Annotated in this window: 15 protein-coding genes; 9 read left to right on the forward strand and 6 right to left on the reverse strand. The window is 53.6% G+C overall.

Annotation, left to right across the window (positions count from 1 at the left end; translation table 11 throughout):
- Positions 1–215 precede the first annotated feature (215 nt).
- The 5 genes from FC18_RS03520 (at position 216) to FC18_RS03540 (ending at position 5,146) form a co-directional block, all read left to right on the forward strand.
- The gene (locus FC18_RS03520) at positions 216–1,085 is read left to right on the forward strand and encodes a helix-turn-helix domain-containing protein (protein WP_054677775.1); all 870 of its coding nucleotides are present in this window, start codon (positions 216–218) and stop codon (positions 1,083–1,085) included.
- Positions 1,078–1,974, forward strand: coding sequence for a helix-turn-helix domain-containing protein (locus tag FC18_RS03525; protein WP_054677777.1), 897 nt, complete (start codon positions 1,078–1,080; stop codon positions 1,972–1,974). The genes FC18_RS03520 and FC18_RS03525 overlap by 8 nt, the downstream gene beginning before the upstream one ends.
- Positions 1,975–2,107: 133 nt before the next feature.
- Positions 2,108–3,127 carry a DUF1002 domain-containing protein gene (locus FC18_RS03530; protein ID WP_054677870.1) on the forward strand — a complete coding sequence of 340 codons (1,020 nt, stop codon included), beginning with the start codon at positions 2,108–2,110 and terminating at the stop codon, positions 3,125–3,127.
- Between the two features lie 353 nt (positions 3,128–3,480).
- The gene (locus tag FC18_RS03535; protein ID WP_054677779.1) at positions 3,481–4,329 is read left to right on the forward strand and encodes a hypothetical protein; all 849 of its coding nucleotides are present in this window, start codon (positions 3,481–3,483) and stop codon (positions 4,327–4,329) included.
- Positions 4,330–4,633: 304 nt separating this feature from the next.
- The gene (locus tag FC18_RS03540; protein ID WP_054677781.1) at positions 4,634–5,146 is read left to right on the forward strand and encodes a YbhB/YbcL family Raf kinase inhibitor-like protein; all 513 of its coding nucleotides are present in this window, start codon (positions 4,634–4,636) and stop codon (positions 5,144–5,146) included.
- A gap of 55 nt (positions 5,147–5,201) precedes the next feature.
- On the opposite strand, the gene FC18_RS03545 is transcribed toward FC18_RS03540, so the two are convergent.
- The 3 genes from FC18_RS03545 to FC18_RS03555 all read right to left on the reverse strand — a co-directional run bounded on the left by FC18_RS03545 (position 5,202) and on the right by FC18_RS03555 (position 7,751).
- Entirely contained in the window at positions 5,202–6,470 is a 1,269-nt protein-coding gene (locus FC18_RS03545; protein WP_056975470.1) for an MFS transporter, read from the reverse strand.
- A gap of 82 nt (positions 6,471–6,552) precedes the next feature.
- Positions 6,553–7,302, reverse strand: coding sequence for a LiaF domain-containing protein (locus tag FC18_RS03550; protein WP_054677787.1), 750 nt, complete (start codon positions 7,300–7,302; stop codon positions 6,553–6,555).
- Positions 7,302–7,751 (reverse strand): LytTR family DNA-binding domain-containing protein, encoded by a 450-nt coding sequence (locus FC18_RS03555; RefSeq protein ID WP_054677789.1) that lies wholly within the window; start codon positions 7,749–7,751, stop codon positions 7,302–7,304. Before FC18_RS03555 ends, FC18_RS03550 begins: the two co-directional genes overlap by 1 nt.
- A 264-nt stretch (positions 7,752–8,015) precedes the next feature.
- Here FC18_RS03555 and FC18_RS03560 point away from each other — a divergent pair, with 264 nt between their 5' ends.
- The 4 genes from FC18_RS03560 to FC18_RS03575 are packed head-to-tail and all read left to right on the forward strand — an operon-like array spanning position 8,016 to position 11,108.
- Positions 8,016–8,966, forward strand: a complete 951-nt coding sequence (locus tag FC18_RS03560) for a hypothetical protein (protein WP_054677791.1) — start codon at positions 8,016–8,018, stop codon at positions 8,964–8,966.
- A gap of 54 nt (positions 8,967–9,020) precedes the next feature.
- Complete coding sequence (locus FC18_RS03565; RefSeq protein ID WP_056975471.1) at positions 9,021–9,977, forward strand: hypothetical protein; 957 nt, start codon at positions 9,021–9,023, stop codon at positions 9,975–9,977.
- Positions 9,978–10,023: 46 nt separating this feature from the next.
- Positions 10,024–10,623, forward strand: coding sequence for a TMEM175 family protein (locus FC18_RS03570; RefSeq protein WP_054677796.1), 600 nt, complete (start codon positions 10,024–10,026; stop codon positions 10,621–10,623).
- Positions 10,624–10,637: 14 nt separating this feature from the next.
- The gene (locus FC18_RS03575; RefSeq protein ID WP_054677799.1) at positions 10,638–11,108 is read left to right on the forward strand and encodes an NUDIX domain-containing protein; all 471 of its coding nucleotides are present in this window, start codon (positions 10,638–10,640) and stop codon (positions 11,106–11,108) included.
- Positions 11,109–11,164: 56 nt separating this feature from the next.
- On the opposite strand, the gene FC18_RS03580 is transcribed toward FC18_RS03575, so the two are convergent.
- From FC18_RS03580 to FC18_RS03590, 3 genes are all read right to left on the reverse strand, one after another.
- Complete coding sequence (locus tag FC18_RS03580; protein WP_056975472.1) at positions 11,165–11,710, reverse strand: GNAT family N-acetyltransferase; 546 nt, start codon at positions 11,708–11,710, stop codon at positions 11,165–11,167.
- Positions 11,700–11,879: a hypothetical protein gene (locus FC18_RS03585; RefSeq protein WP_054677803.1), complete on the reverse strand. Its 180-nt coding sequence runs from the start codon at positions 11,877–11,879 to the stop codon at positions 11,700–11,702. Before FC18_RS03585 ends, FC18_RS03580 begins: the two co-directional genes overlap by 11 nt.
- Before the next feature lie 448 nt (positions 11,880–12,327).
- Positions 12,328–13,683 (reverse strand): threonine/serine exporter family protein, encoded by a 1,356-nt coding sequence (locus FC18_RS03590; RefSeq protein WP_056975473.1) that lies wholly within the window; start codon positions 13,681–13,683, stop codon positions 12,328–12,330.
- Between the last annotated feature and the right edge of the window lie 82 nt (positions 13,684–13,765).

The raw sequence follows: 13,765 nt of genomic DNA on the forward strand, positions 1-13,765 counted from the left end.
ATAGTCGGTGATTATTGTCAAAAACAATGCTTAATTAGAGAAATATAGGAAGGCGTGATTTTGCTATCTACGTAATTAATGTGCCGTTACTAAAGTTACAATTGTGTTTTATTCGTTCACAGCCACGACTAAGGGGTTTCATTTTATTCAGTTCTAAGCTGAATATGCTAAAATTAGTAACATGATTTAGATAAATTCGGTTGGAGGTGAAGATATTGGACAATAATCAACTGGGTGCGTACATTAAACGGGTGCGGACAGAACGCAAAATTCGAATTGATGCTGTCACGCCGGGGTCGGTGGCCAAACTGTCCCGGTTTGAAAATGGCAAGACCAATCTCAGCAATGAAGACTTATTCTTGGTGATGCAGCGACTCGGTGTTGGAATTGACGATTTAAAGTTGTCGTTTGTTCAGTATCAATCACCATTTGTTCGGTTTACCGAGGATTTTCTCCGCGAACGGCGGGAAATGACGTTGGCCCGGTTGAACGATTTGTGGCGTACTTACACACGTGCACACGTTGCGACCGGAAAACTGGCAGATGTTAATCAATTAATGTTTAAGGCCGTGCGCGCCCAGCTAATCACCAAAGAATTGGTGTTTCTTGACTCTGAGGTTGAGCGGAAGGTCACACAGTTGCTACAGGCCAATGCGCATTGGCTACAATACGATTATGCGTTGTTCACGCTTGCCGTCCCTTTTTTGCAGCAACGTACTGTACTTAACTTGTTCACCCAAATGTTGAATGAAGCGGATCAGTATACAGACGCATATACTGATCAACGCGCCGTGGTCACGAGTGAAGTGGTCAAGACATTGCTGTTGCGAGGGGCCAAAGTAGAGTTAACCCAACCGGTCGTGCTTCTACGGCGGTTGCGTCCACATGAACTATGGGGCAATGATGCGATGATGAAGCATTACTTGTTGGCACGGGCCGACGCTGTACTTAATGGCACTGAGGATGATGGGACAGTTGCGGAACTATTCCGCAGTCTTGATGTGCTGGGCATGAGTAAAACCAAAAATTATCTGCAATTTATTAATAATGAAATTGACCGGGCGGAGAGTGAAGTTAATGACTGACACAAGCATGGGTTACTTCATCAAACGTGTGCGCACGGCTCGCGGCATTGCTTTGAACGAGGTTGATTTTGATCTTTCAGTGTCTACTTTATCGCGAATCGAGAACGGGTTGGTGGAGACGACTAGTAGTCGACTTGGACCGCTCACGCAGGCTCTGGGCATTACATTCGATGATTTGACCCTGAACCACGTAATCAGCGTGGAACATCCGGATGCATGGGTCGGACTGGCGGATACACATTGGGACGAGGCGACGACGCGTAGGTTGCTTAAAGAATTACAGGCGATGCGGCAACCAGAGACCGTGAACGGATTCCTCGATATTGCTGAATTGGTTGCCGCACGGTTGCTAACAATCCACGATGGTCTGAGTGCGGAGTTTACCAAGAGCGAATTACAGGTGCTCAACCAGTATTTTATGCAGCTATCTGAATTTACGCGCATTGAGGGATTCATATTTCAGGCCATTGTGGAACATGTGCCAAGCAGGCTAAGTGCCGCATGGTTAGCGAAGTCGGTTGCGGTAATTATGGCTAAATGGCAGGCTGTACCCAAAATCCAGATTCAGCAGATGGCGTCGCGACTTAATCGTGTTGGCGAACACGCAATCTTGGAGCGAGAGTGGGTAACAGCTGACCGGGTCATTGAACAGGCAGCGCAAATGAGTGCATTGTTGCCGGAGAATGTGACTTTACAGTACAACCTGGTTACGGTTAAAAAAATGCGGGCGATGTTGGCAAAGCCCAGCGCGCAAACCCGGGCAGAGTTCGCTAAAGTCATCAAGACTACCCGCTTGCTTTTTTCTGAAGCCACTTACCAGTACCTGCAAGACTACACGATTCAGCAGGGCTGGATGACCGCGGCCGATTTCGCCCCGGCACCGGATTAATTGCATAATTGATAAAGTTTCGCCGCATGCGCACACGCGGCGACTTTTTTTGCTAGAATTTAGGCAGATAACGTGCGGCATGCCCGCATTATGTAAGAAAGGAATGGACCCACTGCGGTTCATCGTGATTACTATGAAGAAATTCATGACTGCTATTTTAACCGTTGCCCTCGCCGGCGCGGTCGCTGCGGGCATCAGCCTGCACGCGGTTAATGCTGATACCGATTCATCTTCCTCCAGTTCGTCCAGTTCTGAGGCTTGGAGTCAGCCCGTGGTCACGCTCGGGACATCGCTGACCGCCGACCAGAAGCAGGGGACCATTAATACCCTGACCGCCAGCCTGAACGGCGGCAACTACAGCACCCTGACCGTGACCGGTGACACGCTGGTCAAGTACCTGAACCCGAGTGGTAGCAGCTTCACCAGCGCCAGCGGCGTTTGGAGTTCCGCGATGGTGCAGAAGACCGATAACGGCGGGATCAACGTCAAGATTCTGGATTACAACGGGGCCAACAACATCACAACCATCACCGCGGACCAGTACCGCAACGCCGCGGTCACGGCCGGGGTCGCTAACGCCAACATTTACATCACCAGTGCCACCCGCATCGATGGGTCCGGTGCACTGGCCGGTGTGTACGCCGCCTTTGCTGCGAACGGTGAGAAGCTGAATACCGCGCAGGTTACGGCTGCCCAAACCGAAGTGAACACCTTGTCCGACATTACCCAGGCGAACAAGGACAAGGACGGTTACTCCGACAAGCTGCTGAACAACGCGGTCGCGGGGATGAAGAAGGAGATGGCGAGCCAGTCCAACAGCGGGGAACAGACGCTGTCCCAGAATCAAATCGGCAACATCGTCGATTCCCAGCTAAAGAACAACAACTTGGGCACCATCATCAACAACAACCAGCGGACGCAGATTATTAACCTGCTCGTGAAGATTCAGAGTTCTGGTGCGCTCAAGAGTTCCGACTTCAAGGAACAGGCCAGCAAGCTCGCGAGCTCCATTCAAGATTCAGCGAAGGGCCTTTTCAGCAAGATTAAGTCCGGCCTGAACTCCGAGGAGGGCCGCAACTTCCTGCAGAAGGTTGGCGATGCCATCGCGAACTTCTTCAAGAGCCTGATTGATTGGATTACCTCACTATTTTAAGCAAGATACAGGCCAGCAATTGGCCTGTTTTTTTGTCCGCGGCTTGTTTAAGACAGAACCTAGGAAAATGTCATCGAATTTACGCAACTTTCCCACACATTTGCCTAATTCATCTCAATTTGTGTACCTTATTCATGACACACTATTGACATCTGTTAAGTGTTATCCGAAAATATACGTATACTATAGTACGAATCCAAAAAAATGATCGGCCGGTCAAACACAATCCTTGCGTCAAAAGCGCTTTTGCATAAATGCAACAGGATTGTCTGCGTAATGGAATATTTCCAGTTATGCACCGGCCGATTTTGCGTATCCAGCAGGCGGCCATACTCGAGAGGAGATATTGACCGATGGAAGCACTGACCGAAGACTTCAAGCTGTATCGTGGTTCAAATATGACACCAGATATTCCTGACGCCCCCGACATGTACTGGGACGATGTGCAGGCCAAAGCGCAGTTCTATTTGAGTGGCGATCAGCGCAAGCACCGGACCTGGTTGCGGGTACATATTAATCCAGTTTTCCCCGCCGCCAAGGGCAAATTACTGGTGCTGATGACGATGAAGCCGGGGCCACTAGGCGTGTACACTTTTGATCACCAAGGGCAGACTTGGCGCGAACCCCTGCCGGATACGCCGGCGCAGTGGCGCGTGAACGAAAAATCAGTTAACGGCTTGTTGAACAAGATTTCGCGCGGCATCATGATGTACGAGAACGTCCTGGTGCTCAACACAACCAGTCACGTCTGGGCGGGGCCGGTTGGTTTGGCCAATGCCATCAACATGTGCAACTGCTACTGCGATACGCAGGTGAGTCAGATGCTCCGGGCAGACACGCTGGCGGCACTACGAAATGAGCTGCAGCAGTTCAAGGATAACGGAGGCAGCGACTTTGACTTTGTCATTGCGACCGGGCCGTTCGAACCGCGCAACGGGGGCCGTGAGCGCATCGAGCAGTACACGCAGCTGCTCGATGAAGTGGCACGGGAGGACGGCATTGTCCGGCAGCTGGGACTGCGGGCCAATCTGCTGACCGTGCGGCTGAACGCAGAAAAGAAGGTGCCGGGCTCAGCAGTCCGCATTACCGCCGCGATCCACCCGAATGCCAGCACGTTCGCGCTGCCGGTGCAGCTGCAAGAAGTGCACGGCGCGTTCACGGACGGCACACCGCTGCGCACCTACACGCTGCACAAAAAATAAACACAAAAGAGGAGGCGTTTCCGGCGTCTCCTCTTTTGTGTTGTTGGGGTTTAGGTATATGCCTAGTTCGTTAGCAGCGGTCAATGCTCTAACGGGGGAGTCTCGGGAACGCGGACCTGCATTCCTTCGACGCAACTAGCATAGCACCGTGCGCCAATTGCAAGCAGTTTTGCGCCATTTTTTGCCCGTTTCGTGCCGATTCGATTCAGAAGCTGGGAATTTTGGTCCGCAATATTGCAGCATGACTTTTCCCCAAAAAGAGCGCGAACCCGACTATAATTGAAGGTGAAAGGACGTGTTCTGAATGCAAATTTCTGTTCCGATTACCAGTACTAACCAGTTGCCCGATAAATACGGCAAGTACGCTGAAGGTAGTGACATGCTGGACGGCAATCCTGTCCGCAGCTTCCCCATCACCATCACTGGGGCGCCCGCGGACACGCAAAGTTTTGCCGTTAGCTTGACCGATGATGACGCGATTCCGGTTGCCGGCTTCACCTGGATTCACTGGACGGCCGCGAACATTCCGGCGGCGTTGACCGAGATTCCGGAAGACGCGAGTCGCGTTCTTGCCGGGCAGTTCGTGCAGGGACGCAATTCCAACGCGTCGAAGTTCGTCGGTAGCAGCAACCCCAATGTCTACCAGCGTTACACCGGACCCACCCCGCCAGACAAGACGCATGTGTACACGCTGACTGTCTATGCGGTGGATACTGAGCTGCCATTGCACGAGGGTTTCTGGTTGAACGAGTTGAAGCACACACTGAATGGCCACGTGCTGGCCCAAAGCACGCTGGACTTACCCAGCCGTAGTTAAAAGAGTGCTTCACCAAACGCGCGCCCACAGCATTGTGGACGCGCGTTTTTGCGAATTATTTGTTTTCTGCTGCGGCCGCTGGCAGTGGTTTAACCAAATCCGCGCGGTGGAGGTATAGCATAATGCCTGCAGTTAGGACGAGGAGCAAGATGCCGCTGGTCGCGAAGATGGGCATGACCGCAATGTGGTCGAACAAGACGCCGTACAAGATGGTACCAAGTGGCGTGAGGACGATGGAAATCGTGGTGTCCAGCGAGAAGACGCGGCCCTGGATTTGTTGCGGGATGACCTGCTGCATGAAGGTGCCGATGGGGGCGTTCACGAATACGAGGATGATGCCGGCGATGATGCAGACGCCGATGAAGTACGCCGTGTTCAGGGAGTTGGGCCAACCGGTCAGTGTGGGGAGACCAAGCGTGATTAGCACGGCGGATAAGTACAAGAGGTTCAGGTACGCAATCGTAATCGGGTGGCGTTTCAGGTGCATCTGACTCAGCAGCAGGCCGCCGATGAACATGCCGATGGGGAAGGAAGACTCAATCAAGCCGTATTGCGCGTTACTCAATTTCAACGTCTGCACTAACAGGAACGGCAGCCCCACGTTCAGCGCGGCGAACAGGAAGTTGATGAACGCGCTGGACATGGTCAGGATGAGCAGGAGCCGTTCGTGGACGAGGTAGCTCAGGCCTTCACGGAAGTTCTGCAGGACGCTGGGCTTTTGCGTGTCCGCCGCGGGGTTATCCGCGTGCTGACTGTATTGGAACTTGAGCCCCAGAATCCCGACGAGGGCGATGAGTTCGAAGGCCACTTCGATGTAGGCTAACGTGTCGAGGCTAACCAGCGTGTAGATAACGGCGCCAACCAGCGGGGCGGCGAACTGGGCGAGGGATTGAATGGACTGGTTGAGCGAATTGACCTGTTGCAGCTCGTCACCCTTGAACAGCTGGATGAGGCTGGCGGTGATGGTGGTGCCTAAGAAGTTGTCGGTGACCTGCAGCATGATGATGAGGCCGATGAGCTCGGCGTAGTACTGCGCGGGCCAAAGCTTAAAAATGATGGCGAAGACAATCAGCGCGATGCTGGTAGTGATTTGCGCCATGATCATGATGGGCTTGTGCTTTTTCGTGTCGACCACGTAGCCAACAAAGGGGGTGATGGCAAGCGAAACGAGCGGGCCAGTAATCATGCTGATACCCATGCCCAGTGCCGAGCCGGTTTGCTTGAGGATGTAGAGGCCGATGGCAAAGGACAGCATGGCGCTGCCGAAGTTGCCGGCGAGTTTGATGACGAGAATTCTGAAGATTTGTGGTGTGATTTTGCGCATAATTTCCCCCACCCGCCAGCGACCTGTGCTTGCGGACTGAACGCGTTAAGTAGCGAACGCACTGATGTAGTTAGGTTGACGCTTAGATGTAGTGAATGGTGATTTCGCCGAGCTTGAAGTTACCCATGAGGATGACTTGCGGGCCGTCCGCACTAGGTTTGCCTTTGGTATCCATGTCGCAGAGGTAGCTTTCAATCTGGTTGTCGACGTTCCAGGTGTGCGGCAGGTATAGGTCGAGGTCGCCGATACTGCCCTCGACTTCGATGATGGCGGGCTCGCGCTTGATTTGTGCCTGGTCGAAGTAGATTTTGGCCTCGCCAATCATGAATTTAATTTGGGCGTGGCGAAAATCGGTGGACTGCACGTAGCGGGTGGCGCTGCCCATCTTGACGTTCACTTTGAGGTCGACGTCAGTGGTAGCGAGCGGATTAACGTCTGGCTGTGGGTCCTTGTCCTTATTGAACGTGAATTCCTTGCCGTTCGTGATGATCTTAATGTGGCGCGTGCGGCGATGGTGGCGCAGGAGTGGGGCCAGCAGGATGTTGAGTCCGATGGATGCGAGTACGGCCACCCCGATGGTTAGCCAAAATGACAGGCTGGCAACCCCGAGGCTAGCACGCCAAATGTAGACGAGAAAGGCGAGGCTGAAAACCGTGCCAGTGATACTGAGGCTAAGCAGGCTGCTGATGGCAGATCCGGCAAAGCAGATGGTGAACACCCAAGCCCAAAACGAGACGCCGATGAGGTTGCCCGTCGCGCTGGCGAACATGAGGCCCGCAAAAGCGAGGAAGAAGACACCCCAGAAGATATTTTTGACTGTTTGATTACGCATTATAATGACCTCATTTCGCCTAGACGCTCGAGCAGCAGCTTGTAGTACCTGCGCGAGGCATAAACTTGTTTGTAGGAATGGTGGAACCCGACCGAACAGTTGGCAATCGAGTGGGTGACGGCGCCAACTTGATTGAGGTTGACCACCGTCGACTTGGCGATTTGCAAGAAGGACCCCGGCAGCACGGCAATTAGTTCGTGCAGCGAGTGCTTGTTCGTGTAGATGTTGTCGGCCGTATGTACTTGGAGGAGGCGGTCGCTGGTTTCGATGAACAGGATGTCACTGAGGTGGATGAAATGCTCGGTGGTGTCCTTGAAGCACGCAAGCGTCTGGTCTACCGGGGTGGTTAGGAGCTGTTGAATGCGGCCAAGTTCCGGATCCGCGCTCGCTGCCTTGATGGTGACGACGGGCTCTTGCAGCGTGTCATCAATCTCAATATGAATTTTCATGGGCGGCCTCCTTTCCGACGAAGTGGTTAGTTCTGGATTGCTATGACTTTATTAGACTACATTAAGAGAAAAAACAAAATACTTTTAACGTAACCGGTCAAAAAAATGGGCCAAGTGGTAAATTTCGGTCCGCAATTGAAATTATCCGTCAGCAACGAAACTTATGCGCCGAAGTGTGACGAATTGAATAATTAGCGGCGCAAACCCCTTTCCCTATGCCGCGCAAACCTTTATTATGGAGATACTAAGTAGGGAGGCACGACGATGACAGAATTTGATCCCGCGGTGCAGGAGCTCCTCGATAAGGTTAATGAGGGCTTCGATGAACCGATTGCGATTACCGTGGACGGTCCCGCAACGCCAGAATTACGGAATGGGGACGGGGACACCGAGGTTGATGAGCAGTTGCACGGACACCTGCGCATTACCAACACATTCGACGTTGATTACACGGCCAGCCACGAATTGTGGCACGTGTTGTTGCGTCTCATGAATTTCCCATCTACGGGAACGGCAGTGCACACGGAGAACCAGGATTACAACGACCAGATGCGGGCGATTGCGGGCGGTCTCGAAGCTTCAGTGGCACACCGGCTCATTGCTGGCTGGCAGTCGGAAGCGAACCTGCTGACGAACAATACGCTCAAGGCCGTGCGCGCCGGAATCGAAGCGGACACGCCGGTTGAAGTCAGCAAGGAAGACGACGGCATGGTGCTCACGCGGATTTTCAACCTGCTGGACGGGCTGATTGTTCTCGGTGGTCCGGACAGCGACATGATTTCGGCCTGGTACACCAAATACCCGATGGCGCTGGGCTTTGCCACCGAATTGTTCAACACGCTTGCCGGCTTTGACCTCAGCGAACCACGGGGTTACCGTGCCGCGATTGTGAAGATGTTCAAGCAGTTCAACGAGACGATGAGCGTCATGGGCCTGAACCTTGACTTCGCTAACTTCATCGTGGTGCCGCCCGTGTTGTCCAAGCGTCAGTTGCGCCTCAGCATGAACCAGCTGTACCTCTTGGCGGATTCAGAATACTTGAGCGACAAGCCGCACACGCAGGCCTACACTGCACTGGGTAAGAGCGATGACCAGGCCGCATTCGTGTTGCAGCTGGACAAGAACCAGACCAAACCGGAATATTTCCAGGCGCTCTACGCGAAGCCACTGGGTGAAGTGCTCGATTCATTTGGCATCGGCTACTCGCAGCGCTAACCATTTTTTACCCGTACCCGGAGAACCGGGTGCCATACATAAGGAGAAGATACTATGACAGAATTCAACGTTGATAACTTAAACCCCGCAACGCAGCAGGTCCTCGCTACGGTGAACAAAGCACTGCCGAACCCATTGCACGTGGCGATTGCGGATGCCAGTGACCCCTTGCTGCGGCCAAGCGACGCGCGCTATGGCTACGATGATAACGATGACGCCTACATTCAGATCGACAACGCCAGCAACATCGAATACACCTTCAGCCGCGAACTGAGCCACCTGTTCATCGACATGGGCGGTTACCCAATCGTGCACAATGAATTGGACCTCGAAAAAGACCCGAGTGGCAAGTTGGTCGCCGACGTGGCAACCGGGATTGATGACGCAATCCACGTGGCCATCATTACTTCCTGGCAGCGCAAGCACGGCCTCATTGACGGCGACGTGCGGACGGCCATCATCAAGGGCGTGGAAGCCGACGTGACGCCAGGTGATGACGGCAAGGAAGCCGAAGACCTGGTGCGTGAAGGCTTGACCGTGCTGGACGGCCTCATTGTTGCTGGCATCGACAACCCGGGAATTGCCGCTTGGCAGGATCAGTACCCATCAGCCTTTGCCATTGCGGGCCAGCTGTACGCTACCATTTTGCAAAATGACCTGCAGGATGCACGCGGGATTCGCCGCACCATCATCGCCATGTTCAAGGCGTTCGATGACATGTTCGACCTGGAAGGGGTTAGCTTCGGCCAGCTCGTCGTGGTGCCACCAGTGCTGTCTGAACGGCAGCTGCGGCAACCAGCCGGGGCGCTGTTCAACATCGAACTCACGCCATACAAGAGTGCCTTTGACGCCGACGTGGTTATTGCCTTCACCGGGGTAACGGATGGGCAGGTAGCCTTCATGTTGCATGAAGACCAGGCTACACTTGAAGCCGGCCTGATTGCCGAATTGATTGAGATGCCGCTGGGCGAAATCATCAGCCGGTACCAGCTGCCATTTTCTGCCCGTTAATGTCGGCCGGGGGGATGCTGCGGGCGGAGACTAAGGAGCATGAATTATGTCTGAATCACGCTTAGTGGCGTTCACGGACGGGATTATTGCCATTATCATCACGGTGATGGTGCTCGAGTTCAAGACGCCATCTGCAACCTCATTTGCCGCACTCTGGGCCTTGCGCCATGAGTTCGCGGTGTACTTGTTCTCGTATTTGGCCCTGGCCGTGTACTGGGTGAATCACCACCACCTGTTCCAGTTAGTGCGCCACGTCAGCACCCCAGTTCTGTGGGCGAACATGATCTATTTACTCACGCTGTCCTTCTTCCCGTTTGCGACCGCGTGGCTGGGCAGCACGCGCCTGACCGCGCTCGTGCCCGCGATGTTCTACGGCGGGGTGAACCTGCTCGCCAACCTGGGTTATGGCTGTTTGGTGTGGACGCTCATGCGGGACAACCGCAAGTTGCGTGAGCCCGTGCGCTTGTACGCTGGTAGTTTCCGCAAGAACGTCTTCAGCGTGGCGGCCAACGTGGTGGCCATGGCTAGTGCGTTCGTCTGGCCGCCGCTGGTGCTAATCATTGATGGCGTGAACCTCATCGTGTGGGCGGTGCCGGACCGGCGAATTGAACGGCACGTTTGGCAAAAACAACATAAGAATCTCTGATTGGAGTTTGGATTATGGTGCAAAAATACACGTTAGTTAGCTTGATGACCCCCATTGGCGTTGTGGCCATTAACCGGCGTAAGAAGCCATTTCGCGGGATGTGGAACCTGATTGGCGGCAAAGTCGAACCGGACGAGACTAACCTGGCCGGTGCAGCGCGCGAAACCTATGAAGAAGCAGGCGTGCGTCTGCCGGAATACCGCTTCACGGACTTAGGGGTCTTGGACTGGTTCGTTGACGACGAGCTTGTCGGCTTGATTTATCTGTACACCGCCAAAATTGGTGATGAACTGGGCCTGCCGCGAAACACGCGCGAGGGCATTCTGGCCGCGCTTGATCCAGAATGGCTCAGTGCCCCGAACAACATGGGCGCCGTGCCCGATGTGCGGGAAGTATTGCCCCACATGATGACGGGCAAGACCGGGCAACACCTGGAAGCGCGGTATGCAGGCGACGAACTGATTAGCGTTCATGCGTTGAACTAACAAACAGCACCAACTTCTATCTGGATTAGGTAGAAGTTGGTGCTGTTTTTGCTTGTTCAGTTGTTTTGCCAAGGTTGCATGATGTTGGCCACTTCATCAAGTGTAATTGCCAGCATGACTGTGTCACGGCTATGTGGTCGGCTAATGGCACTGTAACCAAACTGTTCATAGTATGCCCTAGTTGATTTAAGTGATTCCACACAGATGATTGTATAGCTGCCTAGTTTGAATTTTTGTGCTAAAGCAAGTTCAAATAGTTTGACCATCATTTCAAAGCCAATGTGCGTGTTTTGATGTTGTTTCGCAACAGCAAAAAAATTGATGACAATGGCTGGGTACGTATTGATTCCGAGGTTCTTCAAGCTGTGAGAGCTGCGAAACTTACGTGAAAGCTCGAGCGAATCATTTTGTAAGGTAAAAAAGCCTAAAAGTTCAGAATGATCTTGGAGCAGGAAAATATTCGCAATTCTTGGGGCATCCGCAGACTGGTGTAAAAAAACATCAATTTCCGGGTTGCCACAGCAAAACTGATTAATATTACTAGCAGGTATTGGTGCCGCGTAGTAACTAGTTAAGCTTGCAGCACGCCACTTACTGGTCATTAGTACGTTCCTCCTGCAGCTTGCGCACTTTGATGAACATGGCTTTGCCTTTTGCTTCCAGTTCCCGTTTGCGTTCCGGCGTCAGCTTGCCGTTGATACGGTCAACAAACTCGTCGTAGTCCTTGGGCTCCATTTCAATTACGCGGTGCTTGCGGTGTTTGTTAAACATGTAATCCCTCCTTAGTCAACTTAGTGGCCACGACGCCGAACCTTGCCACCCTCATTGTAGCTGGGTGGGCGTGTCAATAAAATTCTCGTGCGTGAACTAGTTGTGTTTTAATGGCCCTACTAGTAGATTACGCGAAAAAGAGGTTAATGCCCCGAAACGTTAGGAAAATAATTGGCTCATCTCTGCATGCATTTAGTGTCGGCCCTATCCGCAAAATTCGACTTAACAAATATCGGATAAATGCGGACAGCAGAGCGTTAGTGCGGTACATTATGTCTGCGGAGCCATGTTATCCGCAATACGTGTTTAACAGCATAGGCGGCTGTTATTTCCTTTCATGTTTTCGGTGCGAATCCCCGGTGGGTGTCCGGGGATTTTTTTTTTTGCGATTAATATTTGGCGGGTCAAAAAAGTCCACCACGGTAAGGTGGAGGACGTGCAGTTTAGTTTAACCAGAATGCCGCCAAGCCGGATCGGTCAGAATCCGGGCGGTTGCGAGGCCTAATGGAAGGGCGACGACCATCAGGGCCGCCTTAATGAGCCACGAACCGCCAACGTCGAAGTTGTTCAGGCCGAGGTTGTACACGGCGCGGTACATGTAAAGGCCGGGCACCATGATGACGATGCTGGGCACGGTGAGTGAAATCCGCGGGAAGGCGAGGCGCTTGCTAAACCAGGATGCTCCCAGTCCGGCGACCAGCGCTCCAGCAAATGCGGCTGCAGCAGCGGGGGTGCCGATGAGGTCAGCAAGTTCCAGCCGCAGCGTGTTGCCGACCGCGCCGACAATTCCTGCCGCCGCCGCCATTTTCACCGGGCTATTGAACATCAGCGAGAAGCCGAACACCCCGACGAAACTGGCGATGAGCCGCAATACCATGTTGAGCACGGGGTCAAGGCCAAGCGGCACGAAGTCTTGCGGACGGAAGTGGACGAGCATCGCCACGAGCCAGCCAGTCAGCGTGGCGATAACGATCACCGTGATGGCGAACGTCGCGCGTTCCAACCCGGATCGCATGTCCGATTTGACGATGTCCAGGCCACTAGTGATGAACGGGAAGCCGGGGATGACGAACAGCATTGCCCCGATGTAGCCAGCTTCGTGTACGGGCGCCACGCCGATGAATTGTTCGAGCAATCCAAATGCGAGGGAGTAACCCAAGCAGGACAGGGCCACACTGACGGCCGTGGCCGCCATCATCGTGACGGAGTACTTGCCCATGATGCGCCGCGAGTACTGGCCGATACCGGCACCGAACCATGCACACAGCATTTCGATGGGCCCACCACCGAGCAGGAAGACGAAGGCACCGCAGGCAAAGGCGGATGCGAGCCCGGATTGGATGGGTGTGTAGTTACCCGCCTTGTGTTCGATGACGTCCAGCTTACTGTGGACTTCGTGCGGCGTGAGGGTCAAGCAGTCGCTGGTGAAGTTGCGGACGAAGCGAACGATGTCGGTTAGCTTGTCGGTGTTCACGCCGCTGCTGGGCAACGCGAGGGTTTGCGTGTAGTGGTGTCCCCGTTGGAAACAGGAGTACTCAATGGTTGTGAGCCCAACGTCGGCGGCACAGGTCATGCCGAGGGGCCGGGCAATCTGGTTCATTGCCTCGCGCACCCGCCACGCCCCGGTACCACAAGCGAGCATAATCAGCCCAACGCGGCCAACCACGGTTGCCCGTTCGCGCAGGCTGCTTTCAGTGATGGGCTTATCGCCGCTTTGCACGAAATTGTGCCAGTGAATGGTCATGTGGTGCTTGGCAGATGGCGTTAAGTGGATATGATTTTTCCGTAGTTCTTCCGAATCCATGATTTCTCCAGTCAGATATGTAGTTATCCATGTGTCATAGTGCCCTGACGCGCCTGCAAATCTTGCGCGCCAAGTTATTGCT

It is taken from the genome of Lacticaseibacillus sharpeae JCM 1186 = DSM 20505, from assembly GCF_001436225.1.
Lineage (GTDB): Bacteria > Bacillota > Bacilli > Lactobacillales > Lactobacillaceae > Lacticaseibacillus > Lacticaseibacillus sharpeae.

Bases quoted from the DNA above. Each gene is read 5' to 3' on its own strand.
- FC18_RS03525 (WP_054677777.1), top strand. From the start codon at position 1,078: ATGACTGACACAAGCATGGGTTACTTCATCAAACGTGTGCGCACGGCT.
- FC18_RS03530 (WP_054677870.1), top strand. From the start codon at position 2,108: ATGAAGAAATTCATGACTGCTATTTTAACCGTTGCCCTCGCCGGCGCG.
- FC18_RS03535 (WP_054677779.1), top strand. From the start codon at position 3,481: ATGGAAGCACTGACCGAAGACTTCAAGCTGTATCGTGGTTCAAATATG.
- FC18_RS03540 (WP_054677781.1), top strand. From the start codon at position 4,634: ATGCAAATTTCTGTTCCGATTACCAGTACTAACCAGTTGCCCGATAAA.
- FC18_RS03545 (WP_056975470.1), bottom strand. From the start codon at position 6,470: ATGCGCAAAATCACACCACAAATCTTCAGAATTCTCGTCATCAAACTC.
- FC18_RS03550 (WP_054677787.1), bottom strand. From the start codon at position 7,302: ATGCGTAATCAAACAGTCAAAAATATCTTCTGGGGTGTCTTCTTCCTC.
- FC18_RS03555 (WP_054677789.1), bottom strand. From the start codon at position 7,751: ATGAAAATTCATATTGAGATTGATGACACGCTGCAAGAGCCCGTCGTC.
- FC18_RS03560 (WP_054677791.1), top strand. From the start codon at position 8,016: ATGACAGAATTTGATCCCGCGGTGCAGGAGCTCCTCGATAAGGTTAAT.
- FC18_RS03565 (WP_056975471.1), top strand. From the start codon at position 9,021: ATGACAGAATTCAACGTTGATAACTTAAACCCCGCAACGCAGCAGGTC.
- FC18_RS03570 (WP_054677796.1), top strand. From the start codon at position 10,024: ATGTCTGAATCACGCTTAGTGGCGTTCACGGACGGGATTATTGCCATT.
- FC18_RS03575 (WP_054677799.1), top strand. From the start codon at position 10,638: ATGGTGCAAAAATACACGTTAGTTAGCTTGATGACCCCCATTGGCGTT.
- FC18_RS03580 (WP_056975472.1), bottom strand. From the start codon at position 11,710: ATGACCAGTAAGTGGCGTGCTGCAAGCTTAACTAGTTACTACGCGGCA.
- FC18_RS03585 (WP_054677803.1), bottom strand. From the start codon at position 11,879: ATGTTTAACAAACACCGCAAGCACCGCGTAATTGAAATGGAGCCCAAG.
- FC18_RS03590 (WP_056975473.1), bottom strand. From the start codon at position 13,683: ATGGATTCGGAAGAACTACGGAAAAATCATATCCACTTAACGCCATCT.